The 24,470-nt window shown below is 69.1% G+C and carries 19 protein-coding genes; 6 read left to right on the top strand and 13 right to left on the bottom strand.

The genetic code is table 11. The annotated features are described in order from the left end of the window. The first annotated feature begins 16 nt into the window (after window positions 1-16). Window positions 17-769: a glucose 1-dehydrogenase gene (locus tag DCO49_RS10015; RefSeq protein ID WP_116863910.1), complete on the top strand. Its 753-nt coding sequence runs from the start codon at window positions 17-19 to the stop codon at window positions 767-769. A gap of 18 nt (window positions 770-787) precedes the next feature. Continuing rightward, the gene (locus tag DCO49_RS10010; protein ID WP_116863909.1) at window positions 788-1,975 is read left to right on the top strand and encodes a GDSL-type esterase/lipase family protein; all 1,188 of its coding nucleotides are present in this window, start codon (window positions 788-790) and stop codon (window positions 1,973-1,975) included. Window positions 1,976-2,105: 130 nt separating this feature from the next. Here the strand turns inward: DCO49_RS10010 and DCO49_RS10005 are convergent, their stop codons facing one another. From DCO49_RS10005 to nudE, 4 genes are read right to left on the bottom strand one after another with little or no spacing between them, the layout of a single operon-like run. Beyond that, window positions 2,106-2,432, bottom strand: a complete 327-nt coding sequence (locus tag DCO49_RS10005; RefSeq protein ID WP_079222853.1) for a YnfA family protein — start codon at window positions 2,430-2,432, stop codon at window positions 2,106-2,108. Beyond that, entirely contained in the window at window positions 2,429-3,262 is an 834-nt protein-coding gene (gene mazG, locus DCO49_RS10000) for a nucleoside triphosphate pyrophosphohydrolase (RefSeq protein ID WP_116863908.1), read from the bottom strand. Before mazG ends, DCO49_RS10005 begins: the two co-directional genes overlap by 4 nt. 14 nt (window positions 3,263-3,276) lie before the next feature. After that, window positions 3,277-4,080: a 3'(2'),5'-bisphosphate nucleotidase CysQ gene (gene cysQ, locus DCO49_RS09995; RefSeq protein ID WP_116863907.1), complete on the bottom strand. Its 804-nt coding sequence runs from the start codon at window positions 4,078-4,080 to the stop codon at window positions 3,277-3,279. Beyond that, a complete protein-coding gene (nudE, locus tag DCO49_RS09990) occupies window positions 4,077-4,640 on the bottom strand; it encodes an ADP compounds hydrolase NudE (protein ID WP_108769684.1) in 564 nt (187 codons plus the stop codon). Before nudE ends, cysQ begins: the two co-directional genes overlap by 4 nt. Window positions 4,641-4,717: 77 nt before the next feature. Here nudE and bioA point away from each other — a divergent pair, with 77 nt between their 5' ends. Together bioA and DCO49_RS09980 are read left to right on the top strand one after the other, a co-directional pair. Then, the gene (gene bioA / locus DCO49_RS09985) at window positions 4,718-6,109 is read left to right on the top strand and encodes an adenosylmethionine--8-amino-7-oxononanoate transaminase (protein ID WP_243402705.1); all 1,392 of its coding nucleotides are present in this window, start codon (window positions 4,718-4,720) and stop codon (window positions 6,107-6,109) included. After that, window positions 6,100-6,837 (top strand): 16S rRNA (uracil(1498)-N(3))-methyltransferase, encoded by a 738-nt coding sequence (locus DCO49_RS09980; protein ID WP_116863905.1) that lies wholly within the window; start codon window positions 6,100-6,102, stop codon window positions 6,835-6,837. Before bioA ends, DCO49_RS09980 begins: the two co-directional genes overlap by 10 nt. 105 nt (window positions 6,838-6,942) lie before the next feature. Here DCO49_RS09980 and DCO49_RS09975 read toward each other — a convergent pair whose 3' ends face one another. The 7 genes from DCO49_RS09975 to pilG form a co-directional block, all read right to left on the bottom strand. Next, entirely contained in the window at window positions 6,943-7,407 is a 465-nt protein-coding gene (locus tag DCO49_RS09975) for a chemotaxis protein CheW (RefSeq protein WP_116863904.1), read from the bottom strand. Further along, complete coding sequence (locus DCO49_RS09970; protein ID WP_116863903.1) at window positions 7,404-8,744, bottom strand: chemotaxis protein CheB; 1,341 nt, start codon at window positions 8,742-8,744, stop codon at window positions 7,404-7,406. The genes DCO49_RS09975 and DCO49_RS09970 overlap by 4 nt, the downstream gene beginning before the upstream one ends. Beyond that, complete coding sequence (locus DCO49_RS09965; protein ID WP_116863902.1) at window positions 8,731-15,279, bottom strand: Hpt domain-containing protein; 6,549 nt, start codon at window positions 15,277-15,279, stop codon at window positions 8,731-8,733. The genes DCO49_RS09970 and DCO49_RS09965 overlap by 14 nt, the downstream gene beginning before the upstream one ends. A 100-nt stretch (window positions 15,280-15,379) precedes the next feature. After that, window positions 15,380-17,416 carry a methyl-accepting chemotaxis protein gene (locus DCO49_RS09960; RefSeq protein ID WP_108769690.1) on the bottom strand — a complete coding sequence of 679 codons (2,037 nt, stop codon included), beginning with the start codon at window positions 17,414-17,416 and terminating at the stop codon, window positions 15,380-15,382. 41 nt (window positions 17,417-17,457) lie between these two features. Beyond that, window positions 17,458-17,988, bottom strand: a complete 531-nt coding sequence (locus DCO49_RS09955) for a chemotaxis protein CheW (protein ID WP_116863901.1) — start codon at window positions 17,986-17,988, stop codon at window positions 17,458-17,460. Beyond that, a complete protein-coding gene (locus DCO49_RS09950; protein ID WP_108769692.1) occupies window positions 17,988-18,350 on the bottom strand; it encodes a response regulator in 363 nt (120 codons plus the stop codon). Before DCO49_RS09950 ends, DCO49_RS09955 begins: the two co-directional genes overlap by 1 nt. 18 nt (window positions 18,351-18,368) lie before the next feature. Next, window positions 18,369-18,770, bottom strand: a complete 402-nt coding sequence (gene pilG, locus DCO49_RS09945; protein ID WP_005418455.1) for a twitching motility response regulator PilG — start codon at window positions 18,768-18,770, stop codon at window positions 18,369-18,371. 240 nt (window positions 18,771-19,010) lie between these two features. On the opposite strand from pilG, the gene gshB reads away from it, so the two are divergent. Both gshB and DCO49_RS09935 read left to right on the top strand, forming a co-directional pair. Continuing rightward, entirely contained in the window at window positions 19,011-19,958 is a 948-nt protein-coding gene (gene gshB / locus DCO49_RS09940; protein WP_116863900.1) for a glutathione synthase, read from the top strand. Beyond that, on the top strand, window positions 19,958-20,842 hold the full coding sequence (locus DCO49_RS09935; RefSeq protein ID WP_116863899.1) for an energy transducer TonB: 885 nt from the start codon (window positions 19,958-19,960) through the stop codon (window positions 20,840-20,842). Before gshB ends, DCO49_RS09935 begins: the two co-directional genes overlap by 1 nt. Window positions 20,843-21,415: 573 nt before the next feature. Here DCO49_RS09935 and tsaB read toward each other — a convergent pair. Beyond that, window positions 21,416-22,129 carry a tRNA (adenosine(37)-N6)-threonylcarbamoyltransferase complex dimerization subunit type 1 TsaB gene (tsaB, locus tag DCO49_RS09930; protein ID WP_116863898.1) on the bottom strand — a complete coding sequence of 238 codons (714 nt, stop codon included), beginning with the start codon at window positions 22,127-22,129 and terminating at the stop codon, window positions 21,416-21,418. A 9-nt stretch (window positions 22,130-22,138) separates the two neighbouring features. Further along, a complete protein-coding gene (locus DCO49_RS09925) occupies window positions 22,139-24,202 on the bottom strand; it encodes an ATP-dependent DNA helicase (protein ID WP_116863897.1) in 2,064 nt (687 codons plus the stop codon). Between the last annotated feature and the right edge of the window lie 268 nt (window positions 24,203-24,470).

Raw genomic sequence — 24,470 nt, 5'->3', positions numbered from 1 at the left:
CCAAGGAGTTTCCCGCATGTCGTTCCAGGACAAGGTGGCCATCGTCACCGGTGGTGGCCGTGATATCGGCCGAGCCGTCTCGATCAAGCTGGCCGCTGCCGGCGCACGCGTCTGCATCAACTACGCCAACGATGAGGCCAGCGCCAACGAAACGCTGGCGCAGATCCAGGCCGCCGGTGGCCAGGCCATCGTGCACCGCGCCGACGTCACCGATGCCGCGGCCGTGGCCGGCCTCGTTGCCGCGACCCAGGCAGCGTTCGGTGATCGCATCGATCTGCTGGTGAACGTGGCCGGCGGCATGGTGCAGCGTCGCCCGCTGGCCGAGATCGACCCGGCGTTCTTCCACACGGTGATGGACCTCAACCTGACCTCGACCTACCTGACCACCCACGCGGTGGTGCCGCACATGGGCGAAGGCGCGGCCATCGTCAATTTCGCTTCGCAGGCCGGCCGCGATGGTGGTGGCCCGGGCGCGTCGATCTACGCCACCGCCAAGGCCGCAGTGATGACCTTCACCCGCGCCATGGCCAAGGAACTGGGTCCGAAGGGCATCCGCGTGAACGCGCTGTGCTGCGGCATGATCGCCACCCGCTTCCATGACGAATTCACCAAGCCGGAAGTGCGCGCCGCCGTTGCCGGCAACACCCCGCTGCGCCGGCAGGGCGTGCCGGACGAAGCCGCCGATGCGGCGGTGTTCCTGGCCTCCGATGCAGCGGCGTTCATCACCGGTGCGAACCTGGACGTCAACGGCGGCACCTACTTCTCCTGACCTGAGCGGACACCTGCCATGCAGCGCTGGATCACCCTGCTTTCGCTGGCCATCGGCGCTGCCGTGGCCGCCCCCGTCGCCCAGGCCGCTCCGGTCTGGGTGACCGCCTGGACCGCTTCACCGGCACCGGACCGCAAGGACGGGAAGCCGGAGGCACCGGTACAGTTCGCCGCGCAGACCGTGCGCCAGGACATCCGGGTCGGCAGCCGTGGCGAGGCGTTGCGCCTGCGCATCAGCAACGAGCTGGGCGATGCACCGCTGCATGTGGAAGACATCCGCGTGCGCCTGAAGGATGGCAGGGCTGCGGCGCTGCCGGTCACCGTCGATGGCCGCCGTGCCATCGACGTACCGGTGGGTGCCGCGCTGCTGAGTGATCCGGTGGTACTGCCGGTGGCGGCACTGCAGGAGATCAGCGTGACCGCGTACTTCGCGCAGCCGACCCGGCCGGCGGTGCGGCGTACCGTGGTGCGCGTGGTCGATGGCAGGCAGGAGGCGGTAGCCGACACGGTGCGCGTCAGCTACCAGCAGAATGTGTTTTCGGCGGTGATGGTGCAGCGTGAGCAGCGGCCGTCGGTCATTGTTGCGTTGGGTGATTCGATCACCGAAGGCGCGACCGCCACGCGCGGTTCGTTCAACCAGTGGCCGGAGCGGCTGGCGCAGCGCCTGCAGCAGGCCTGCCCGGACCGCTTCGTGGTGCTCAACCAGGGCATCAGCGGCAACAAGGTGCTGGACCATGGCCGCAGCCACAGTGCGCTGTCACGCCTGGACCGCGACGCGATCGCGGTGGCCGACGCCGACCAGGTGATCCTGTTCGAAGGCATCAATGACATCCGCCACGGCGGCGGTGCCCAGCCGCTGCCCGGGCGCAACGTACCGGACATGCTGCTGGGTTACCAGCAGGTGGCCGCGCGCCTGCACGCGCATGGCATCCGCGCCTACCTCGGCACGCTGACGCCGTTCGGCGGCTCCGAGCGCTACGAGCCGGTCTCGGCCACCACCCGCGCCTCGATCAACCAGTGGGCGCGCGGCAAGGACAGCGGCTTCGATGGCGTGGTCGATTTCGATGCGGCGCTGCGCGACCCGAAGCAGCCGGAATCGCTGCCGGCCAACATCACCCGCGATCACCTGCATCCGAACGACGAAGGCTACCGGCGCATGGCCGAAGCCATCGACCTGAAGATGCTGGGGTGCGAGGCCCCGCGGTAGAACGCTTCCTGTAGAGCCGAGCCGTGCTCGGCTGCCTCTGCCAAAACAGTCGAGCATGGCTCGACTCTACAGAAGATCAAAAGCAGTCGAGCATGGCTCGGCTCTACAGAAGATCAACAGCCGCCGGGCATCATACCGGCTGGCGCGGCCCGAACATGATCACGGCCATGCCGGCCAGGCACAGGGCGGCGCCCAGCAGGTCCCAGCGACTGGGACGGATGCCATCGACCAGCCACAGCCAGAACAGCGCGGTGCCGATGTAGACGCCACCGTAGGCGGCATACACGCGGCCGCTGGCGGTGGGGTGCAGGGTCAGCAGCCAAGCGAAGAGGGCCAGGCTGGCCGCGGCCGGCAGCAGCAGCCACACGCTGCCGCCCTTGCGCAGCCATAGCCACGGCAGGTAGCAGCCGACGATCTCGGCCAGCGCGGTCAGCAGGAACAGGGCGAGGGTCTTCACGCCTTCTCCGTGGCCTTGGCGTGCTGCCACAGCGCCTCCTGCGCATCCAGGTCCAGCGCGGCCAGGCTTTCGCCCTGCGCGCCCGCCTGCGCTTCCATGGCGCGGAAGCGGCGTTCGAACTTGTGGTTGGCACCGCGCAGCGCCGCGCCCAGGTCGATGTCGGCATGGCGGGCCAGGTTGGCGCAGACGAACAGCAGGTCACCCAGCTCTTCCTGCAGCCGCGCCTTGTTGCCGGCGATGTCGCCGCGCTCGAATTCCTCGCGCAGTTCCTGCAGCTCCTCGGCGGCCTTGTCCAGTACGGGCAGCGGGCCGGGCCAGTCGAAGCCGACCTTGGCCGCGCGCGACTGCAGCTTCACCGCACGCTGCCATTCGGGCAGCCCGCGGGAGATGCCCGCCAGTGCCGAGGTATCCGGGTCGCCCTTGGCGGCGCGCTCGGCGCGCTTGATCGCATCCCAGTTGCGCATCACGCCATCGGCGTCGTCCACGCTGACATCGGCGAACACATGCGGATGCCGGCGCTGCATCTTGTCACTGATCGCACGGGCCACATCGGCGAAGGCGAATGACCCCTGCTCTTCCGCCATGCGCGCATGGAACACGACCTGCAGCAGCAGGTCGCCGAGTTCGTCGCACAGGTCATCCAGGTCGCCGCGGTCGATCGCATCGGCGACCTCGTAGGCCTCTTCGATGGTGTACGGGGCGATGGTAGCGAAGGTCTGCTCAAGATCCCAGGGGCAGCCCCCCTGCGGATCGCGCAGGCGCGCCATGATCGCCAGCAGGCGCTCCAGTTCGGCGCTGGCGGCACTGCCGGCGGTGGGGGTATCGCTCATGCGGGCTCCAAGGGTCAGTCGGACAGCCAATCACGCCACGGCAGGCGGGTATCGCCAAGGGCGATGAAATCACCGTTCAGCAGCGTGGTACGGCGGTTGTAGCGGAACGGCTTGCCGGTGATGGCCGACAGCACCGCGCCACCTGCGGCGTGCAGTACGCACTGACCCGCTGCGGTGTCCCATTCGGAGGTCGGGCCTAGCCGCGGGTACACATCCAGCCCGCCTTCGGCAATGCGGCAGAATTTCAGCGAAGAGCCCTGCGCCACCGTTTCGATGTCGCCCATGCGTTCGAGCAGGGCAATGGTTTCCGGCGAGCGGTGCGAGCGGCTGGCCGCCACCCGCAGCGGTGCGGTGGCAGGCGTGCGGGTACGCAGCACGCTGTCGTGCAGGCCCTGGCGGCGGTAGGCCAGCTCGCCACGCATGGCGTGCCAGACGATGCCGGTAACCGGTGCCTGGACCACGCCGAAGGCCGGCGCGCCCTGGTAGATCAGCGCGATGTTGACGCTGAACTCACCGTTGCGCTTGACGAATTCGCGGGTGCCATCCAGCGGGTCGACCAGCCAGTAGGCGCCCCAGTGCTGGCGCTGTTCCCACGGCACCAGCGCCGATTCCTCGGAGAGGATCGGCAGGTCGGGGGTCAGCTGGCGCAGGCCCTGCTGAATGACCCGGTCGGCGGCGAGATCGGCTGCGGTCACCGGGCTGTCGTCGGCTTTCAGGGTGACGTCGAAACCATCGCTGTAGACCTGCATGATCGCCTGCCCCGCTTGCTGGGCGATCGCGATCGTGGTCTCGCGCAGCTCGGTGGTCAGCTTGATCATCGGCGCCCCTGCAGCCACTGACGCGCGATGAACAACGCGGCCAGCGAGCGCCCTTCCGAGAAGTCCTCGCGCAGCATCAGCTGGTCCAGCTCGGCCAGCTTCCACGGCACCACTTCCAGCTCTTCCGGCTCGTCGCCGGCCAGCTTTTCCGGGTACAGGTCGCGCGCCACAACCAGCCACGACTGGTGGCTCATGTAGGTCGGCGCCAGGGTCATCGCGCGCAGCACGTCGACCTGGCGCGCGCCGTAGCCGGCCTCTTCCTTCAGTTCGCGGTCGGCAGCCTGTTCAGGCGTTTCACCGGCATCGATGCGGCCCTTGACCAGGCCCAGCTCGTAGCGGTGCACGCCGGCGGCGTATTCACGCACCAGCAGCACGGTCTCCTCGTCCAGCATCGGCACCACCACCACGGCACCATGGCCACGGCTGACCAGGCGCTCGAAACGCCGGTGTTCCCCGTTGGAGAACTCCAGGTCCAGGTGCTGGCGCTGGAAAGGGCCGTTCTCCTCGTCGGTGATCCGGTGGATGATCGGCAGGCGACGGCCGCTGCGGTCGTCGTTCATGCGGAATCTCCGCGGCGGCCGGCGCGTGCGCCGGGGCCGATAGAATGTGCAGGCAGCAACATGTTCATGAGCCCGAAATGCTAGCAGACCCAACCCCCTCCCCGCTGGCCCGGCAGTGGCAGCAACGCGATCTGCAGGTGCTGTGGCACCCGTGCACGCAGATGCGCGAGCATCCGGACACCCTGCCGCTGGTGCCGATCGCGCGTGGCCAGGGCGCCTGGCTGATCGACCACGACGGCAACCGCTATCTGGACGCGGTCAGCAGCTGGTGGACGAATCTGTTCGGTCATGCCGAGCCGCGCATCGGCGCGGCCATCGCCGCCCAGGCCGGGCAGCTGGAACAGGTGATGCTGGCCGGGTTCAGCCATGAGCCGGCAATCACCCTGGCCGAACGCCTGCTGACGCTGGCACCGCGCCAGCCCGGTCGCGCGCCGCTGGCCAAGGTGTTCTACGCCGACAATGGCTCGGCCGGGGTGGAAGTGGCGCTGAAGATGGCCTTCCAGTACTTCCAGAACCGCGGCGAGACCCGGCGCACGCGCTTCATCGCGCTGGAGAACGGCTACCACGGCGAGACCCTGGGCGCGCTGGCGCTGGGCGACATCCCGCTGTACCGCCGCGTGTACGCGCCGCTGCTGGCCGAGGGCCTGTTCGCGCCCTCCCCCGATGCCTACCTGACCGAACCGGGGCAAAGCGCGGCCGACCGTGCGCGACAGGCCGCCGATGGGCTGGCGACCCTGTTCGACCAGCACCCCGGCGAAATCTGCGCGGTGATCCTGGAACCGCGCCTGCAGTGCGCAGGCGGCATGCGCATGCATGACCCGGTGTACCTGCAGCGCGTGCGCGAGCTGTGCGATGCGCACGGCGCGTTCATGATCGCCGACGAGATCGCCACCGGCTTCGGCCGCACCGGCACGATGTTCGCCTGCGAACAGGCCGGGGTGATGCCCGACCTGATGTGCCTGTCCAAGGGCCTGACCGGCGGCTTCCTGCCGCTGGCCGCGGTGCTGGCTACGCAGGCGCTGTACGACGCCTTCCTCGACGATTCGCGCGAGCGCGCGTTCCTGCATTCGCACAGCTACACCGGCAACCCGCTGGCGTGTGCGGCGGCCCTGGCCACGCTGGACATCTTCCGCGACGAGGACGTGATCGCGCGCAACCGTGGCACCGCCGCGGTGATGGGCACGCTGGCCGCACCCTTCGCCGACCATGCGCACGTGGCCGACGTGCGCCAGGCCGGCATGGTGGTGGCCTTCGAGCTGTCGCGCGACGGCAACCGGCGCACCCCGTTCAACCCGGCGCTGCGGCTTGGCCTGCACGCCTACAAGGCCGCGCTGAAGCGCGGCGTGGTACTGCGCCCGCTGGGCGACGTGCTGTACTGGATGCCACCTTACAGCGTGGATGACGAACAACTGGAGCTGCTGGCACATACCACGCTGGCAGCCATCGACGAGGCGATTGCATGCGCGTGACCCGCTGCCCCATCGACCTGGCGCTGCACAGCGGCCAGACCGTGACCCTGCCGGAAGAGACGGCCAACCACCTGGTGCGGGTGATGCGCCTGCGCGAAGGCGATACCTGCGTGCTGTTCAACGGCGATGGCCACGACTACAGCGCGACGCTGACCGTTGCCGGCAAGCGCGAAGTGCAGGTACGCATCGACGCGGTGCAGGCGGTGGACAACGAATCGCCGCTGGCCATCACCCTGCTGCAGGGCATTGCGCGTGGCGAGAAGATGGACCTGATCCTGCAGAAAGCCACCGAACTGGGCGTGAGCGCCATCGTGCCGGTCAACGCCGAGCGCACCGAGGTGAAGCTGGACGCGGCGCGTGCCGAGAAGCGCGTGGCGCACTGGAACAACGTGGTGACGTCGGCCTGCGGGCAGTCCGGGCGCGCGCGCATTCCACAGGTGGGTCCGCCGCTGTCGCTGGTGCAGGCATCAGCCGCGCTGCCGGCCGATACGCTGCGGCTGACCCTGGACCCGCTGGGCGCACACCGGCTGTCGACGCTTGAAGCTGCGCCGGCGGGTGGCATCGTGATTGCGATCGGTCCGGAAGGTGGCTGGTCGCCGCGTGACCGTGACCAGCTCGCCACCGCAGGCTTCCAGGGCCTGCAGCTGGGGCCGCGCATCCGGCGCACGGAAACCGCCGGTCTGGCCGCGATCGCGGCGCTGCAGGCGCGGTTGGGGGATCTGGGGTAAGGCGAAGGATCACCGTGACCGCTGCGCTCGCCGTGCATGGCCCGGCGCTACCGTCCGCAATCACCCGGCGCAGCCTGGTAGCGCCGGGCCATGCCCGGCGGATGATCAGGCGGCCAGCGAATCCAGCGCCGATTCCAGTGCGTCCAGGTTCGGCAGCAGCGCGCTCTTTTCACCCAGCAGCACGCGCATGTGCACGATCTCCGGCAGGGTTTCTTCCGAAGCGTCGGCCAGCAGGCCGTCGCGCGGCACCGAGATCAGCTGCGGGAAGTTCTGCGTCAGCAGCGCGTAGTACGGGCGCTGTGCATTGCCGCTGAGAGCCTTCAGCACCACCACCTTGTTGTGCCCGCCCACCACTTCATCGCCCAGCCCGGACAGGCGGGCGAAGGACAGCAGCGGCACCTGCCAGCCGTGCCAGGCGATCTGCCCGACCAGCCAGCGCGGCGCATCGGCCACCGGTTCCACCGCCACGCGCGACATCATTTCGGCCACCGTTGCATTGGGCAGCAGCACGCGCTCGCCACCGGACTGGATCAGGACGCCACGGATCTCATCGTTGTTCGCGTAGCTCATGGCGTCTCTCCGTTGTCCTCGTCCACGGCCCAGCGCGCGGCGATGGCCTGTGCCAGTTCCTGCGGTTCACCGGCCACCATGCCGGCAGCGACCACGGCGGTTGCCGCGGCGGGGTCATAGCAGCCCTCACCCACCTGCCCTGCCACCCAGGCACCGGCCTCGGCCAGGTCCAGGGCCGGGCCAACATGGGCCAGGTCGGCGCCACTGAGCAGGACGAGGGCGCTGTGTTCGGCCGGCAGCGTGGCAATCGAGATACCCAGCGGGTCGGTCTGGAAATGCAGGCCATCGGCGGCGGCACGCACGCCGATGTCGTCGGACAGGATGTGGACCTCGCCCGGCGTCGCGCGGCGGCCGGCCTCGGCCAACTGCACCGGCAGCGGCGATACCCGTGCCATCTGCTTGACCAGGTTGCCGTAGCGGCCCCCGTCCAGGCGCATGTGCACCAGCACCGGCACGGCCAGCCCGGTCGGCAGCGCGCCCAGCAGGCGGCGCAGCGCATCGGGTCCACCGATGCCGGCCAGCACCAGCAGCGCCCCGGCGCGTGCACCGGCAGGGAGGCCGGCATCCAGGTCGACCAGACTCAGGCGGCCGGTGTCGAAGGACGGTGCGGCTACCGGCTCGTCGCGCGTGGGCGGGGCGGCGGCCGGTGTGTCGGCGGCCTCGTCGACCAGCGACCAGGCAGTGTGATCGAAGGACACCGGCGGCGGCACGAGCGCATCGTCCGCCGGCGCCTCCACTGCATCGGCAGCGGGCTCCGGCGTCTGCGCCTGCAACGCGGCCAGGTGCTGTTCCAGCGACATCGGTTCAGCGAACGTCAGCGGCGGTGCAGGTGTGGTGTACAGGCTGTCGGCCGGCACGTCGCCGGCCCAGTCCTGGGCCTGCTCCATGTGCGCGTACAGGACTTCATCCTTCGGCGGTACCGGCGGCGGCGAAGGCCGGCCCGGTTCCAGCTGCAGGCTGGGTTCGTCTTCGGCGCCCGGCGGCAGCACCTGCTGGTGGCCGTGCAGCTTGGCCGACAGATGGCGGCCCCAGCGCTGCGCTTCCCAACCGTCGCGGCGCGCGGCCAGTTCGGCTTCGTCGAACACCAGGGTCAGGCCCGGTGCCGACAGTGCCGGCTCCAGCCGCTCCAGCGCGTCCTCGATGGCCGCTTCCAGGGCGATCACCACGAACTGCGGATGCGCATCGGCCAGCGCCTGCGGCTCCAGCGTGGTCGGGTCATCTTCCAGCACGATCTGCACATCGGCATGCGCCAGCGCCTCGCGCAGGCGCTCCCGAGCAGCGCCCGGACGGGCCAGCAGGGCAACGGCCGGAACCGGATTGACGTCACTCACGGACACGGGCGATCCCCAGCAGGTCGTACACGTTACGCATCAGGTCCAGCTCCTGGTACGGCTTGCCCAGGTAGCGCTGCACGCCGATCTCGAAGGCGCGCTGGCGATGCTTGTCACCGCTGCGCGAGGTGATCATCACGATCGGCACATCCTTGTAGCGCGGGTCGGCACGCATCGCGGTGGCCAGCTCGTAACCGTCCATGCGCGGCATTTCGATGTCCAGCAGCATCAGGTCGGGCACGCGCTCTTCCAGCTGCTCCAAGGCCTCGACGCCGTCGCGGGCGACGCTGACCTCGAAGTTGTGGCGTTCCAGGATGCGGCCGGTCACCTTGCGCATGGTCAGCGAATCGTCGACCACCATCACCAGCGGAACCTGGCGCTCCAGGCGCGGCGCGTTGTCCTGCACCGGCGCGATCGGGTTGGCCAGGTAACGGCGCACCAGCGGGGCCACGTCGAGGATGACCACCACGCGGCCATCGCCGGTGATGGTGGCACCGTAGATGCCAGGCACCGAGGCGATCTGCAGGCCGACCGGCTTCACCACGATTTCGCGGTTGCCCAGCACCTGGTCGATCGCCACGGCAGCACGCAGGTCGCCGGCGCGGACCAGCAGCAGCGGCACCTGGTCCTGGCCGTCGGCACGCGCCGGCGCCTGGCCGACCAGGCTGCCCAGGTCGTACAGCGGATAGTCTTCGCCGCTGTAGCGGTAACTGCTGTCGGCGGCTTCGAAACGCTCGCGCGACAGGCGGCCGATACCACTGACCGACGCCACCGGCACGGCAAACGTGGTTTCGCCGATCTGCACGAACACGGCCTGGGTGACGGCCAGGGTCTGCGGCAGGCGCAGGGTGAAGCGCACGCCCTGGCCACGCACCGACTGGATGTCGACCGAGCCACCGAGCTGGCGCACTTCGTTGCGCACCACGTCCATGCCCACGCCGCGGCCGGCCAGCTGGCTGACCTGGTCGGCGGTGGAGAAGCCGGCGGCGAAGATCAGGCTGTCCAGTTCCTGTTCGTTCGGCGACGCATCGGCGGCCAGCAGGCCACGGTCGATGGCGCGGCGACGGATCGCCTCGCGGTCCAGGCCGGCACCGTCATCGGCCACCTCCAGCACGATTTCCGAGCCTTCGCGGTGCAGGCGGATGGCGATCTCGCCTTCTTCCGGCTTGCCGGCGGCGCGACGCTGGTCCGGTGCTTCCAGGCCGTGGGCCACGGAGTTGCGCAGCATGTGTTCCAGCGGCGCGACCATGCGGTCCAGGACGTTGCGGTCCAGTTCGCCGTGGGTACCTTCCAGGGTCAGATGCACCTGCTTGCTGGTGTCCATACCGGCCTGGCGGACGACACGGCGCAGGCGCGGCACCAGGCCATCGAACGGCACCATGCGCGCACGCATCAGGCCGTCCTGTAGCTCCGAGCTGACGCGCGACTGCTGCTGCAGCAGCGAGTCGTACTGGCGCGACAGATCGTCCAGCACGCCCTGCAGGCCGCCAAGGTCGGCTGCCGATTCGTTCAGCGCACGGCTGAGCTGCTGCAGGGTGGAGAAACGGTCCAGTTCCAGCGGATCGAACTTCTGGTCGGCCTGGTCCTGCTCGCGCTGGTAGCGGGCGACGATCTGCGCCTCGGTTTCCAGGTCGAGTCGACGCAGCTGGTCGCGCAGTCGCGCATTGGTGCGCTCCAGTTCGCCCATGGCGCCACGGAAGGCACCCAGCTGCTGCTCCAGGCGCGAGCGGTAGATCGCCACTTCACCGGCGTGGTTGACCAGGCGGTCGAGCAGGTCGGCGCGCACGCGCACCTGTTCCTGCTGCGGACGCGCCAGCGGATCTTCCTCAGGCGCGCCTTCCACCGGCAGCGGTGCCGACAGCGGCGCATCAGCCAGGGCCAGCGGCACGGTCGCCACCGGTGCCTCGTCAGCCGGGTCGGTGCTGGCTGCAGCAGCCTTGGCAGCAGCGGCAGCCTCGCTGCGGGTGCGCGCTTCAAACGCCTCCACCAGATCCTGCGGCGGCTCGACCACGCGGTGGTCGCCGGTACGGGTCAGCAGCTGGTGCAGGCGGTCGAAACCACGCTCCAGCAGCTGCACGTCAGGACGCTCGATTTCGGTGCGGCCAGCGGCCACGGCTTCCAGCAAAGATTCGATGCTGTGGCCGAGGTCGCCGATGGCGTTGATGCCGGCCATGCGTGCACCGCCCTTGAGCGTGTGCAGGTCGCGCTGCAGGCCGGCCACCACTTCGCGGTCCTGCGGTGCATCGCGCAGTTCGCTGATCAGGCCATCGCAATGGTCGAGCAGGTCCTTGCCTTCCTCGACGAAGATGTCGACCAGCTCGCGATCGTAGACAGTGAAGTCGAGCTGATCGGCTTCGGCTTCGACGGATTCGGCTTCGATGGCTTCCGGTTCAACGGCTTCGGCTGCGACGACCGCGACTTCGGCGGCGTCCTGGCTGTGGCCCGGCGCCTCTTCCATCTCGAACAGACGCACCGGTGCGGCCACCTCATCGGTCGCGTCGTCAACCAACACGTCGTCATTCACCGTCGCCGGGGACGGCAGGTCGGCGCTCTCTCCTTCACCGACCGCCGCCTCCCCGCCGACGTCCGCATCCTCGGCAAAGGCTTCCGCCTCGCCCGGCGCGAGTTCGCTGGCCTGCAGGCCGAGCACCGGCCACTGGCCGTCCTCGCCCTGCGCCTGTTCGTCCTCGATCACGTGCAGGCCGGCTTCGAGCGCGGCCTCCAGCGTGACCGGTTCTGCGAAGCCCGGCACAGCCATTTCATCCTGAAGGCTGGTTGCGTCGCTGTCGAGCGCCAATGGCTCGATGTCTTCGTCAACCGCCTCGACGGCCGGCGACTGCGGCAGCGAGCTTAGGGCAATTGCGTCATCTTCCGCCGCAACCACGGCGTCTTCCAGATCACGGTCATCCACCGGCAGCGCGCTGGCGTCCAGGTACGGCGACAGATCGTCGACGGCGGTCAGGCCGGCGGCGTCCACATCGATCGCAACTGGCGCGACTTCAGCAGTGTCCCGGGCGGTTTCAGCGGTTTCAGCAACGCCATCGGCTTCGATGGCTTCAACGGCAGCGTCCGCTTCGATCACCCTCGGCAGCGAGGCAGCGGCCTCCGGCATCGACGGCCAGCCGGCGTCGAAGTAGCGCGACAGGTCTTCGCCACCAGTCAGTTCGGCAGCCTCCAGACCGGCTTCGGCTTCGGCTTCGTCGAAATCTTCGTCGCCCATTTCCAGACCGACCATCGGCCAGCGCGCTTCCGGCAGTTCACCGGCCAGCGCCTGCAGGCGCTGTACCAGCTCGGCCTGCGGCGCGATGCGCGGTTGTTCGGCCTGCAGCGCGTCCATGGTGGAACTGATCGCCTGCGCGGTGGCCTCCAGCGCACCCAGCGCCTCGGCACCCGGCACCACTTCGGCGGCCAGCGCACGCTTGATGTAGGACTCGGCGGCACCGGTAACGGCGGTAATCTCCGGCACTTCGGTCATCGCGAAGGCGCCGTTCATGGTGTGCACCGCGCGCAGCAGCGCATCGTTCACCGGCTGCTCGGCCTGCTGCGCCGACTGCAGCCACTGCTGCAGGGTCGCCAGGTGGACTTCCACCTCGGCTTCCAGGATCTCGCGCAGCACGCTGTCGATGTTGGCTGGCGTACCGACCAGCTCGGCCACGGTGTCGGCGGTAAGCGCCTCTTCCACGGCAGCGGCGTCGTCCAGCACCGTCACGTCGGCCACAACTTCGGCCTGCGCCACCGGCTGCGGTGCGGCGGCCACCGGCAGCGGCACGTAGAAGGTTTCCTCACCGGCGGCCACGCGGTCGGCGATGGCCTGCATCGCCTGCAGGTCCACGGTCACGCGCTGGCCATCGCGCAGCGCGGCATTCAGCTGCGGCAGCGCGGTGTTGGCATGGTCGACCATCGCCAGCACGGCCGGGGTGGCCGCACGGCTGCCATCGAGCACGCGGTTGAGCATGCCCTCGATCTTCCAGGCGAACTCGCCGAGGGTGCGGGCGCCGACCAGGCGGCCACTGCCCTTGAGGGTGTGGAAGATGCGGCGGATCGGACGCAGCCGGTCCATGTTGTCCGGCTGCATGCGCCAGGCCGGCAGCAGCGTGCCGAGATTGCCCAGCTCGTCATCGAACTCTTCCAGGAACACCTCACGGATGTCCTGGTCGATGTTCTCGGCATCGTCGTCGAAGCCCGCTTCGAAGCCGGCGGCTTCGGCAGCCACGGCAGTGGCTTCCGGTGCCGGAGTGGCCGGCGTGGCCTGCGGATTGAACTCGGCGGCAGCCGCGCTCAGTTCGGCGAAGAACTGCGCATCGGCCTCGCTGAAATCGATCGGCGCGATGGTGTCGACGTCGACCAGGGACACGGTCGCGGCAGGGACGGCGGCAGTGGCCAGGACCTCGTCGGCGCCGGTCTCGGCGGCGGCCAGGGCCTCGATCATTTCAACCGGCGCCGCTTCGGCAACCACATCGGCCATGTCGATCTGCTCGACGGGCTCGATCGTCGTGGTGGACTCCAGCTCCAGCACCTCGACCGGCGCGGCTTCAACCGCGTCGACGATCTCCAGCACCGGCTGCAGCGCGTCGTCTTCCTCGTCCAGCGACAGCGTTTCCATCGCCTGCAGCGACAGCACGTCGTCGGCGTTGTCCAGTGCGCTGTTGTCGAAGTGGAACACCACCTCGTCGGCCAGCACGGCCGGGCCATCATGCTCGGCAGCCACCGGGTCGAACACGGGCACGGCCGCCAGCTCCAGCGAAGCGCCTGCGGCGTCGTCCAGCGCGGCAACGCCGAAGTCCTCGACGCTGTCTTCCAGCACCAGCGCGTCGCCATCATCGGCCTGCGATGCTGCGACGTCGGACAACGACCACTGCGGGGCGACGTTCTGGGCCGTAGCGTCGTGCTCGAAGCTGACCGGATCGAAACTGTTGAAGGTCGGTGCGCGCTCATCGGCGACAGGCGCGGCGTCATGGCCACCCAGCTCCCACTGTGGCACGCTCGGCACCGGTGCGGTGGAGGCGGCGAACAACAACGGTGCCGGTTCGGCCTGCTCCGGCGTGGATGCGGCGATGCCCTGCCCGCCCAGCGCGCCGAACATCAGGCTGTTGTCGGCCACCGGCGCAGCCGGCAGCGGATCGAAGGTGAAGTCCGGCAGCGGCGGCGGTATCTCGCCCGGCGCCGGTGCGGCCGGCTGCACGGCGATCTCCACCGGCTCCAGCTGCAGCGCTGCGGCGGCCAGCGGCACGATCTCGCGCTCGATCGGCTGCAGCGGATCCGCGTCGGCCTCGGTCTCGGCCACCGTGCTGCTGCGCTCGGGCAGCGGCCAGTAGCGCAGGGTTTCCAGGCTGCTGCGGGTAATGTCGAGGATGTCCTCGCGACCCGGGCGGCGGTCACGCAGCGCTTCCAGGTAGTACTCCAGGCTGGCCATGGCATCGGCCAGCGTGTCCAGCTGGCGGCCACTGGGCACGCGCTGGCGGCCGATCAGTTCGGCCTCGATGTACTGCTGCACGCCGCGCAGGTAATCGGCGGCGGTGCCCAGGTCGAGCATGCGCAGCGCACCGGACACGTCGCCCAGCAGGCGCGGCACGTCCTGCAGTTCGGCGTGGTTCCAGCTGGTTTCGATGAAGGCGACGAAGTGCTCGCGGGCGGCGGCGAAATTGGCGATCGCCTCGTGTGCCAGCACTTCCACCGTGCGCCGGTTCTCCACCGCGCTCGGGTCATCCTCGCCACTGCCGCCGGCGCCCAGGTGGGCGACCTGGTCGTCCAGCGAAGCATCGACATAGAGCAGCGCACCGGCAATATCCAGCAGCATGTCTTCGTCGATCTGCTGGCGGCCTTCGACCACGGCCAGCAGCGCATCGCGCTGCTGCGCGACCACGCCGCGGGCCGCGCCCAGGCCCATCATGCCCAGCGTGTCGCCGACCGCGCCCAGCTTGGTCACCTGTTCCTGCAGCTGCTGCGGCGCACCGCCGGTACGCAGGTGCAGGTCCAGGGCATCCTTGACCTGCAGCAGTTCTTCCTTGACCGCGCTGCCGACGGTGTCGAGCAGCTCGCGGTTGCGGCCGCTCAGGCTGCCACGGGCGTGGTCCAGCTCGGCCTCGGTGGCGCTGACGCTGTCCGGCGCGAAAGCGAACAGCACGCTGTCATTGACGCCTTCTTCGCCACGCGCGGCACGGATATCGTTCAGCAGCGGCATCAGCACGATGGGAATATCGCGGTGGCCGTTCTGCAGGCGTTCCAGGTAATCGGGCAGCAGTACGCTGCCACGCATCAGCGTGGCGCAGGCTTCATCGCGGTCGGCCACGCGGCCTTCGCCGACGGCCACGGCCAGCTGTTCCAGTTCCTCGGCCACCATCGCCGGGGCATACAGCTCGACCATGCGCAGGGTGCCCTGCACCTGGTGCAGGTAGCCGGCGCAGATGCGCATGCGGCCACCGTCGGCCGGGTCCTCGACGAAGTACTCGACCTCGTGCCGCACCTGGCGCAGGGTCTCGTCCAGCTCCGGCTTGACCCAGCCCAGCGCTGCATGGCTCATCGCATCGCGCAGGCTGCTCATGGACGCGCTCCGGTCGCCGCCGCGCGGAGGCCGCGCGTGTTCTGGCGTGGGAAATGGAAATGCTTCATCGAATGATTCCTTGCTCGCCGCCCTGCCCGCGTCACGCCGGCAGCTTGAAGTCGGCGACCGAACGACGCAGGTCGGCCGCCAACTGCGCCAGGTGGCCGATCGACTCGGCGGTCTGTCCGGCACCCTGCGAGGTCTGGCCGGTGATCTGGCGGATCACGCCCATCGTGCGGGTGATGTCCGAGGCCGCAGCGGACTGCTGCTGGGCGGCGATGGAGATGTTCTTGATGAGGGTGTTCAGGGCGTTGGACACGCGCTCGATCTCGGTCAGCGCGGTACCGGCGTCCTCGGCCAGGCGCGCACCGGAGACCACTTCGGCGGTGGTCTGCTCCATCGAGGTCACCGCTTCGTTGGTATCGGCCTGAATGGCCTGAACCAGGTTTTCGATGCGTCGGGTCGCACCCGAGGTACGTTCTGCCAGGCGCTGCACTTCGTCGGCCACGACCGCGAAACCGCGGCCGGCTTCACCGGCCGACGCGGCCTGCACAGCCGCGTTCAACGCCAGGATGTTGGTCTGCTCGGAAATGTCGTTGATCAGTTCCACGATCGAGCCGATTTCCTGCGAGGACTCGCCCAAGCGCTTGATGCGCTTGGAGGTTTCCTGGATCTGGTCGCGGATCTGGTCCATGCCCTGGATGGTCTCGCGGACCACGCCGGCACCCTCGGCGGCGATGACCACCGAGCGCTGCGCCACGTCGGCCGACTCGGCCGAGTTGCGCGACACCTGTTCGATGCTCGCTGCGATTTCGCCGATGCGGTCCGAGGCCGAGGTGATCTGGTTGGCCTGGTGGCCCGCCGCCTCTGCCAGCTGCATGGCGGTGGCCTGGGTTTCCTGGGTGGACACCGCGACCTTGGCCGAGGTGTCGTTGATGGTGGTCACCAGGTGGCGCAGTTCGTCCACGGCGTAGTTGATGGCGTCTGCGATGGCGCCGGTCATGTCCTCGGTCACCGAGGCCTTGACGGTCAGGTCACCCTCACCGAGCGAGGAGATTTCGTCCAGCAGCCGCATGATCGCCTGCTGGTTGCGGCTGTTGAACTCCACCTGGGTCTGGTAGCGCAGTTCCTGTTCACGCGAACGGCTGCGCACGCTGGTGGAAACGAAGCCGATGATCGCGATCAGCGACAGCGCACCGGAGATGACGCCGATCCAGAAGTTCGGGAACAGGCGGGTATCGGACACCGAGCCGAACGAGGAGAACGCCTCGAACAGCTTGCGGCTGTCATCCAGCATGCGCGAGGAGCCCTGGCCCAGCGCGTTGGCGGCGGACTGCGCGGCGAACAGCTGGCGCGAGCTGGCGAGGATCGCGTCGGCGTCCTGCTTCATCGCTTCCCACTTCTGCTGCGACTGTTCCAGCGCAGCGACCGCACCGGCACCGCGCACGGCGGTGATGCCGAGGTCTTCGTTGCCGTTGCGCAGGCCATCGAGCACCTGCGAGAACACGGTGATGTCGCGGGCCAGCGCGTCGCCCGAGGCGGCCGCGGCGGCGCCACCGGCGCGCATTTCGGTCACGCGGCGAGCCATCGAACCGGCCACCACGACCTGCTGCAGGGCGCTGTACACCTGCGATGCGGGTGCACCGGAAGCGGACATCGCGCGCACCAGCTCGTTCAGCTGGGCCTGCAGGCCCGGCACCGCGCCGGTGAAGTTGTTGGCGTTGCCGGCCAGCGCCAGCACCGCCGGCTCGCTGGCGACCAGCTGGCCGGCCTGCTTGCCCAGCGGGGCCCAGGTGTCGGACAGCGTGGTGATCGCCTTGGACACGCCCGGCTCGTTGCCGTAGCGGCCCTGCAGCGTGGACACGTTCTGCTCGATGGCGTTGCGGGTGGCCTTGAAGGCAGTGAACGCCTGCGCGTTGCCACCCACCGCATCACGGCCCTGGTTGGCCAGCTGCTGCGAGAGCACCTGCAGGTCGGCGGCCTTGGAACCGGCATCGGCCAGGCGGCTGCCCTGCCAGGTGGAGACGCCGGTGTTCACACCGAACAGGATCATCGACAGGGCCAGCAGGGCCAGCCAGAGGTTGCTGCCGCCCAGCCGCAGCTTGCCGGTCTTGGGGGCGTCCGAAGCAGTACTCATCGTTCAACCTCGATCTTCAATGCAGGGGGCGTTGCCCGGCCTCAGGCCGCGGCTTGCCGGAATTCAGGGGTGCGCGACAGCAACGAGAGCGAGAACACGCCCCAGTCATGGCCATCGGCATGGAAGGCGCGATCGACGAAATGACCGTAGCGGCCTTCGGCCAGGGTGCCGGCCTGGACCTGCTGGCCCAGTTCGAAACTGCGCTGGCCGAACAGCTCGTCGATGGTCAGGGCGACGTCGCCGCCGGCCTGGCGCATGATCAGTACGCGGTGGCCTTCCTGCTGCACGGTGCGCGCGCCTTCCAGGAAGTACTTCAGGTCGACTACCGGGAACAGGTTGCCGCGCAGGTTGCCCACGCCCAGCAGCCAGGGCTGCGCGCAGGGCACCGGGGTCACCGGCGGCATCGGCACGATTTCCACCACTTCGCGGAAATCGGACACCAGCCGGCGCTGGCCCACGCGGAAGCCGACGCCACGCCACAGGTCCTCGGCGAACTGCCGCCCGGGCAGCTGCACCGCATGGGACAGGCTGCGCCGTTCGTAGGCCTCAAGAATGTCGAAGGGCGAACGCATCAGGCCACCAGTTCGTTGATCCGCGCGATCAGGTCTTCTTCGCGCGGCGGCTTGACGATGTAATCGGCCGCGCCCTGGCGCAGGCCCCATGCCTTGTCGGTTTCCATCGCCTTGGTGCTGACGATGATCACCGGGATGTGCTTGATCGCCGCATCGCGCGACATCGCGCGGGTGGCCTGGAAACCGCTCATGCCGGGCAGGACCACGTCCATCAGCACCAGCTGCGGAACCTGGTCACGCACCAGCTGCAGGCCATCCTCGGCGTTGTCCGCTTCCAGCACCTCGTGGCCGGCACGGCGCAGCCACTGGGTGAACACCGCGCGGTCGGTCGGTGAATCCTCGATCAGGACGATACGAGCCATTGTGCCTTTCCCCCCTGGTCAGGCGTTGACGTATGTGCGGATGGCACCCAGCAGTTCTTCCCGCGTGAAAGGCTTGGTCAGGTACTGTTCCGAGCCGACGATGCGTCCGCGGGCCTTGTCGAACAGGCCGTCCTTGGAGGACAGCATGATGACCGGCGTTGCCTTGAACAGCTGGTTGCCCTTGATCAGCGCGCAGGTCTGATACCCGTCGAGACGGGGCATCATGATGTCCACGAAGATGATCTGTGGCTGCTGGTCGGCGATCTTGGCCAAGGCCTCGAAGCCATCGGTCGCGGTCACCACTTCGCAGCCTTCCCGCTTCAGCAGCGTTTCCGCAGTCCGGCGTATGGTCTTCGAGTCATCGATGACCATCACCCGGAGTCCTGCGAGCTCCCCGCCCGCAGTCGTGTTTTCAGTCATTGCCTTTCCCCAAGCGCGCGACCCTTCTGTGCTGGGGGCCGCTACGAAGGCGTATCTATATCGCACTTTCCGCGCCCGCTTCAAGCGCCGCCCACGGCGCTTGGGATGCCGGCTTGCTGAACGTGACAGGTTTGGCAATGACTGCGCAGACGGCTGGACGGACGCAGCGTTGCAGCACCCCGGGCAGGCACGCGGGGGGCGTTGCCGCTACCATCAACGCCTTGCCTGACAGGTGCACCCATGCCGTTGAACGTCATCGTGGTGATGGACCCCATCGCCCACATCAAGATCGCCAAGGACACCACCTTCGCCATGCTGCTGGAAGCCCAGCGCCGCGGCCACGCCCTGCACTATGTGCGGCCGGGCGGCCTGGCCCTGGAAGGCGGCGTGGCGGTGGCCCAGACCGCCCCGCTGCAGGTCCGCGACGACCCCTCCGACTGGTACGAACTTGGCGCATTCAGCCGCACCGCGTTCGGCCCGGGCCAGATCGTACTGATGCGCAAGGACCCGCCGGTCGATGCCGAATACGTCTATGACACCCAGGTGCTGGACGTGGCCGCCGCCGCCGGTGCCTGCGTGATCAACAACCCGCAGGGCCTGCGCGACTACAACGAGAAGCTGGCCGCCCTGCTGTTCCCGCAGTGCTGCCCGCCGACCCTGGTCAGCCGCGACGCCAAGGCACTGAAGGCCTTCGCCCTGGAACACGGCCAGGCCGTGCTGAAGCCGCTGGACGGCATGGGTGGTCGCTCGATCTTCCGCAGCGGTCAAGGCGATCCGAACCTGAACGTGATCCTGGAAACCCTGACCGACGGCGGCCGCAAGCTGGCGCTGGCCCAGAAGTTCATTCCCGACATCACCGCCGGCGACAAGCGCATCCTGCTGGTCGACGGCGAACCGGTGGACTACTGCCTGGCGCGCATCCCGCAGGGTGACGAGTTCCGCGGCAATCTGGCCGCCGGTGGCCGCGGCGAAGGCCGCCCGCTGAGCGAGCGTGACCGCTGGATCGCCGGCCAGGTCGGGCCGGAGATGAAGCGCCGCGGCATGCGCTTCGTCGGCCTGGACGTGATCGGTGATTACCTGACCGAAGTGAACGTGACCAGCCCGACCTGCGTACGCGAGCTGGACGCGCAGTACGGGCTGAACATCGCCGGCACCCTGTTCGACGCAATCGAGGCCGGCCTGCGCTGATGGACGCCGCGTCCGCCGTGCTCGCCCCGCCGCCGCGCGAAGCGCAGCGGCTGGGGGCCACCTTTGCCCTGTCGGTCATCGTCCACGCCCTGCTGATCCTGGGCGTGGGCTTTGCCGTGAAGGGCGAGGCACCACTGGTGCCGACGCTGGAAGTGATCTTCAGCCAGACCCGCACGGCGCTGACGCCGAAGCAGGCCGATTTCCTGGCCGCGGCCAGCCAGGAAGGCGGCGGCGAGCATGACCGCGCGCAACGGCCGCGCGACAACCAGACCGGCATCGTGCCGCAGGCACAGAGTGGGCTGAGCCCGGTGCCGCAGCAACAGCAGTCGGCCGCGCCGGTGCCGCCGCCGCAGGCGCGGGTTGTCAGCAGCCGCAATGGCGAGGACACCGTGGCGCAGGCGCAGGCCCGCCCCACCCCGCTGGAACCGACCCCGGACGCGGCGCAGACCGCGCGCGAGCAGCGCGACGCGGAAATGGCTCGCCTGGCTGCCGAGGTGCACCTGCGCTCGGCGCAGTACGCCAAGCGTCCAAACCGCAAGTTCGTTTCGGCCAGCACGCGCGAATATGCCTACGCCAACTACCTGCGTGCGTGGGTCGACCGCGCCGAGCAGGTGGGCAACCTGAACTACCCGGACGAAGCGCGTCAGCGCCGGCTGGCTGGCCAGGTGGTGATCAGCGTGGGGGTGCGCCGCGATGGCAGCGTGGAAAGCAGCCGTATCCTGAAAACCAGCGGCACGCCATTGCTCGATGAGGCGGCACTGCGGGTGATCCAGCTGGCGCAGCCGTTCCCGGCGTTGCCGAAGACGGATGATGGCGTGGATATCCTGCAGGTGACCCGCACCTGGGTGTTCCTGCCGGGTGGCGAACTGCGCGACGACCGGTAGGAGTTTTGTTGCCCGGGCCTGCGGCCCGGGACCCACTGAGGCAACGGCCGAAGCAACTGCAGGAGCGAGAGCGGCGGTTGGGCTGTGGGTCTGGCGGGGCGGTATGGCTGGTCAGGACACGCCGTAAACCCGTCCATGGGGGCTCGATGGCGGCATCCATGCCGCCAACGGTCCTGCCCAGCCACACCGCCCCACCTCTGACAGATCGCGGCGCATCTTCGCTCTTGGTAGGTGTCGACCTTGGTCGACACTCATCCACGCAACGCGTGGATGCGAGCGAAGCGATCGGCTTCTGACTTTGATTCTTCTTTTTTGATTTTCCGTGGCGGACGCGCACGGAAACTGTCCGTGGCCGGCGGGTGGGCTGCGCAGGGGCGTGAGCCGCATGGATGCGGCGACCGAGCTTACATGGGTGAGGGCGCCTTGCTTGCGAAGCACTGCTTCGCGAGCGACCGAACGCCCAGCCGCCAGCGGCTGGGCCGGGCCCCGGAGAGGGACTTGCAGCGCCCCCTGCGCAGCCCATCCGCCCGGCCAACCCCACGAATCCGCGATCAGCGAGCCGCCACGAGGGGCTCAGCCGTTGGCTTTCGCCTTCGCCTCGCGGGCGGCCTGCTGCTCGACCAGGGTCAATGCCACGTTGTCCCGCAGGTATGCCGGTTCGACTTTCTCTGCCGCCACGCCTTCGCCACGCGCGAACGCCGGCACCGCCAGCGCCAGCACGTCCGACGCGCGCGGCAATGCCGCTGCATCGAAACCACGCAGGCCCGTACCCAGCTGCGCCACCAGCGCACCATCGGCTGCGCCGAAACCGGTGCCGATGCCGTAGGCCTGCAGCCCGTCCGGCAACGCCACCGCCGCCGGTGCGCACACACGCTCGGCATCGAGGGCCACCGGCAGGCCATCCACGCGCTCGAAGCGCGCCACGTACAACTCGCCCATCCGCGCATCGATCGCCGACAGGATCTGGGTTTCCTCGGCCGGCGCGCGCAGCGCCAGTACCTGCAGCGTCGACACCGGCAGCAGCGGCCGGTCCAGCGCCAGGGCGATGCCCTGCGCGATCGCGATCGCCAGGCGCACCCCCGTGAACGCTCCCGGCCCGCGGCTGAGGGCAATGCCATCGAGCTGGCGGCGGCTGATGCCGGCCTCGGCCAGCAGCGCCTCGGCCCACGGCAGGCTCAGCTCGGCATGGCGACGCGGGGCGATCTCGAAGCGCTCCAGCACCTGCCCATCGACATGCAGGGCAACGGAACAGGCTTCGGTGGCGGTTTCAAAGGCGAGCAGTTTCATCGGACGGAATCAGAACAGGGGGAACGTGGCGCCGGGGGCCGGCTGGGGACCCGGCGCGGGGGCCGGGACGGTCAGGGCGGCAGCGTCGTCGGCCACGGGGGTCCATTGTGGCGCAAAGAAGGCCTGCACATCGGCCAGCGCGCGGGTGCGGCGGAACGGCGGCAGCGAATCGAGGAATACCCGGCCATAGCCGCGGTTGAGCAGGCGCGGGTCGCACAGCACCAGAACGCCGCGGTCGGTCTCGCTGCGGATCAGCCGGCCCACGCCCTGCTTGAGGGCAATCACCGCCTGCGGCAGCTGTTCGTCGCGGAACGGATTGCCGCCCTGGCTGCGGATCGCCTCCAGCCGCGCCTCGTAGACCGGGTCGTCCGGCGCGGCGAACGGCAGCTTGTCGATGACCACCACGCTCAGCGCCTCGCCCACCACGTCCACGCCCTCGCGGAAACTGGCCGAGCCAAGCAGCACGCCATTGCCGGAATCGCGGAAACGCTGCAGCAACGTGGCGCGCGGCGCCTCGCCCTGCACGAACAGGGGCCATGGCCCGTCGCGCAGGGCCTCGGCGGCCTCGCGCAGCGCACGGTGCGAGGCGAACAGCAGGAACGCCCTGCCCTGCGAGGCCTGCAGCACCGGCCGCAGGGCCTGGATGAGCGCGGTGCCGAAGCCGCGCGCAGCGGGATCGGGCAGGCCTTCAGGCAGGTAGCACAGCGCCTGCTCGGGCCAGTTGAACGGGCTGGGCTGGACCAGCGTGTGCGGATCGTCCAGGCCAAGCCGGGTGGCGATGTGGTCGAAGCCACCGCCCACGGTCAGCGTGGCCGAGGTGAAGATCCACGCCGCACGGCTGCGCTCGCGGTGCTCACGCAGCGGCCCGGACACATCCATCGGCGTGCGCTGGCAGCGGAACCCGCGCGGGGTGAGTTCGTACCAGAGCACATCTGCGGCACTGGCCGCACTGGCCGCATCGGCCGGATCGGCATCGAAATCCAGGGTCGGCTCGTCGTCGCCCAGCCAGCGCGACAACCGCGACACCGCTTCGCGCGCACGGGCATGGCAGGCATCGAGGCCGGCGGCGGCTTCGCGAAGCGGCTGCAGCGCCTGTTCAAGCGCCACCAGGCAGGTCATCGCCGTATCGAATCCCTCGCGCACCTGCGGCATCGCCAACGCGCGCCACTGGGTACCGCGTGAAGGCAGCCCTTCCATCGCCAGGCGCAGCGCCAGCAGCGCCTGCTGCAGCTGGTCGACCGGCTCCTGCAGCGCCGACTGCGCACCGCCGACGCCACGCGCCTCGGCCAGGCAGTCGCGGGCCAGCTCCTGCCAAGGGCGCATGCCGAAGCCCTCGCCGAAGAACTGCGCGGCGAGTTCGGGCAGCTGGTGCGCCTCGTCGATGACGAAGGCCTGTGCACCGGGTAGCAGCTCGCCGAAGCCATCCTGCTTGAGCGCCAGATCGGCCAGCAGCAGGTGGTGGTTGACCACCACCACGTCGGCCGCCTGCGCGCGTTGCCGCGCGTGCACGACGAAACAGTCGTCCCAGAACGGGCAGTCGGTGCCCAGGCAGTTGTCGACGGTGGAAGTCACCATCGGCAGCAGCGGCGAATCGTCGGCCAGGCCGTCCAGCTCGGCGATGTCGCCGAACTGCGAGCGGCCGGACCAGGCGAGGATGCGCTGGAACTGCGCGGCCTGTTCGGGGGTGGAAAAACGCGGCTCGCCCCGCGCCTGCTGCAGGCGGTAGCGGCACAGGTAATTGGCCCGGCCCTTCAGCAGCGCACTGCGCAGGCCCACGCCCAGCGCCTGCCGCACGCGCGGCAGATCGCGGTGGTAGAGCTGGTCCTGCAGCGCGCGGGTGCCGGTGGAGATGATGGTGCGCAGGCCGGACAGCAGGACCGGCACCAGGTAGGCGAACGTCTTGCCGGTGCCCGTTCCGGCCTCGGCCAGCAGCAGGTCGCGCTGCTGCAGCGCGTCGGCGATGGCCTCGGTCAGGCGCAGCTGTGCGGGACGCGGGTTGAAGGCATCCAGGTGCGAGGCGAGCGCGCCGCCTTCGCTGAGGGCTTCGCGGCTGGCATGAACGAGGTCGGACATCAGACAGGAAGGATACCCGGCCGGGCGCTGCCCGGCACCCGTTTCAAGCCAGGGCAACAGCAACGGCGGTGTTCATGGCTCTGGGTTGTACTGGGGGCTGGCGGGGGGCTGTGGGTTTGCGGGGACGCCGTAAACCCATCCATGGGGGCTTGGTCGCCGCATCCATGCGGCTCACACCCCGCAAACCCACAGCCCCCCGCCTTCGACAGTTTCTTGGTGACGGATGGACATGCTCCGTAGCGTCGAGCTTGCTCGACTGGCATCTAGA

This window comes from Stenotrophomonas sp. SPM, from assembly GCF_003105135.1.
Lineage (GTDB): Bacteria > Pseudomonadota > Gammaproteobacteria > Xanthomonadales > Xanthomonadaceae > Stenotrophomonas.
The sequence above is the reverse complement of the archived record's forward strand: the minus strand, read 5'-3'. Positions and strand labels throughout refer to the sequence as shown.

Bases quoted from the DNA above. Each gene is read 5' to 3' on its own strand.
- nudE (WP_108769684.1), bottom strand. From the start codon at position 4,640: ATGAACGACGACCGCAGCGGCCGTCGCCTGCCGATCATCCACCGGATC.
- tsaB (WP_116863898.1), bottom strand. From the start codon at position 22,129: ATGAAACTGCTCGCCTTTGAAACCGCCACCGAAGCCTGTTCCGTTGCC.
- DCO49_RS09935 (WP_116863899.1), top strand. From the start codon at position 19,958: ATGGACGCCGCGTCCGCCGTGCTCGCCCCGCCGCCGCGCGAAGCGCAG.
- DCO49_RS09950 (WP_108769692.1), bottom strand. From the start codon at position 18,350: ATGGCTCGTATCGTCCTGATCGAGGATTCACCGACCGACCGCGCGGTG.
- DCO49_RS09975 (WP_116863904.1), bottom strand. From the start codon at position 7,407: ATGAGCTACGCGAACAACGATGAGATCCGTGGCGTCCTGATCCAGTCC.
- mazG (WP_116863908.1), bottom strand. From the start codon at position 3,262: ATGAGCGATACCCCCACCGCCGGCAGTGCCGCCAGCGCCGAACTGGAG.
- DCO49_RS09960 (WP_108769690.1), bottom strand. From the start codon at position 17,416: ATGAGTACTGCTTCGGACGCCCCCAAGACCGGCAAGCTGCGGCTGGGC.
- DCO49_RS09980 (WP_116863905.1), top strand. From the start codon at position 6,100: ATGCGCGTGACCCGCTGCCCCATCGACCTGGCGCTGCACAGCGGCCAG.
- cysQ (WP_116863907.1), bottom strand. From the start codon at position 4,080: ATGATCAAGCTGACCACCGAGCTGCGCGAGACCACGATCGCGATCGCC.
- DCO49_RS09955 (WP_116863901.1), bottom strand. From the start codon at position 17,988: ATGCGTTCGCCCTTCGACATTCTTGAGGCCTACGAACGGCGCAGCCTG.
- bioA (WP_243402705.1), top strand. From the start codon at position 4,718: ATGCTAGCAGACCCAACCCCCTCCCCGCTGGCCCGGCAGTGGCAGCAA.
- DCO49_RS09925 (WP_116863897.1), bottom strand. From the start codon at position 24,202: ATGTCCGACCTCGTTCATGCCAGCCGCGAAGCCCTCAGCGAAGGCGGC.
- DCO49_RS10010 (WP_116863909.1), top strand. From the start codon at position 788: ATGCAGCGCTGGATCACCCTGCTTTCGCTGGCCATCGGCGCTGCCGTG.
- DCO49_RS10015 (WP_116863910.1), top strand. From the start codon at position 17: ATGTCGTTCCAGGACAAGGTGGCCATCGTCACCGGTGGTGGCCGTGAT.
- pilG (WP_005418455.1), bottom strand. From the start codon at position 18,770: ATGACTGAAAACACGACTGCGGGCGGGGAGCTCGCAGGACTCCGGGTG.
- gshB (WP_116863900.1), top strand. From the start codon at position 19,011: ATGCCGTTGAACGTCATCGTGGTGATGGACCCCATCGCCCACATCAAG.
- DCO49_RS09965 (WP_116863902.1), bottom strand. From the start codon at position 15,279: ATGAGCAGCCTGCGCGATGCGATGAGCCATGCAGCGCTGGGCTGGGTC.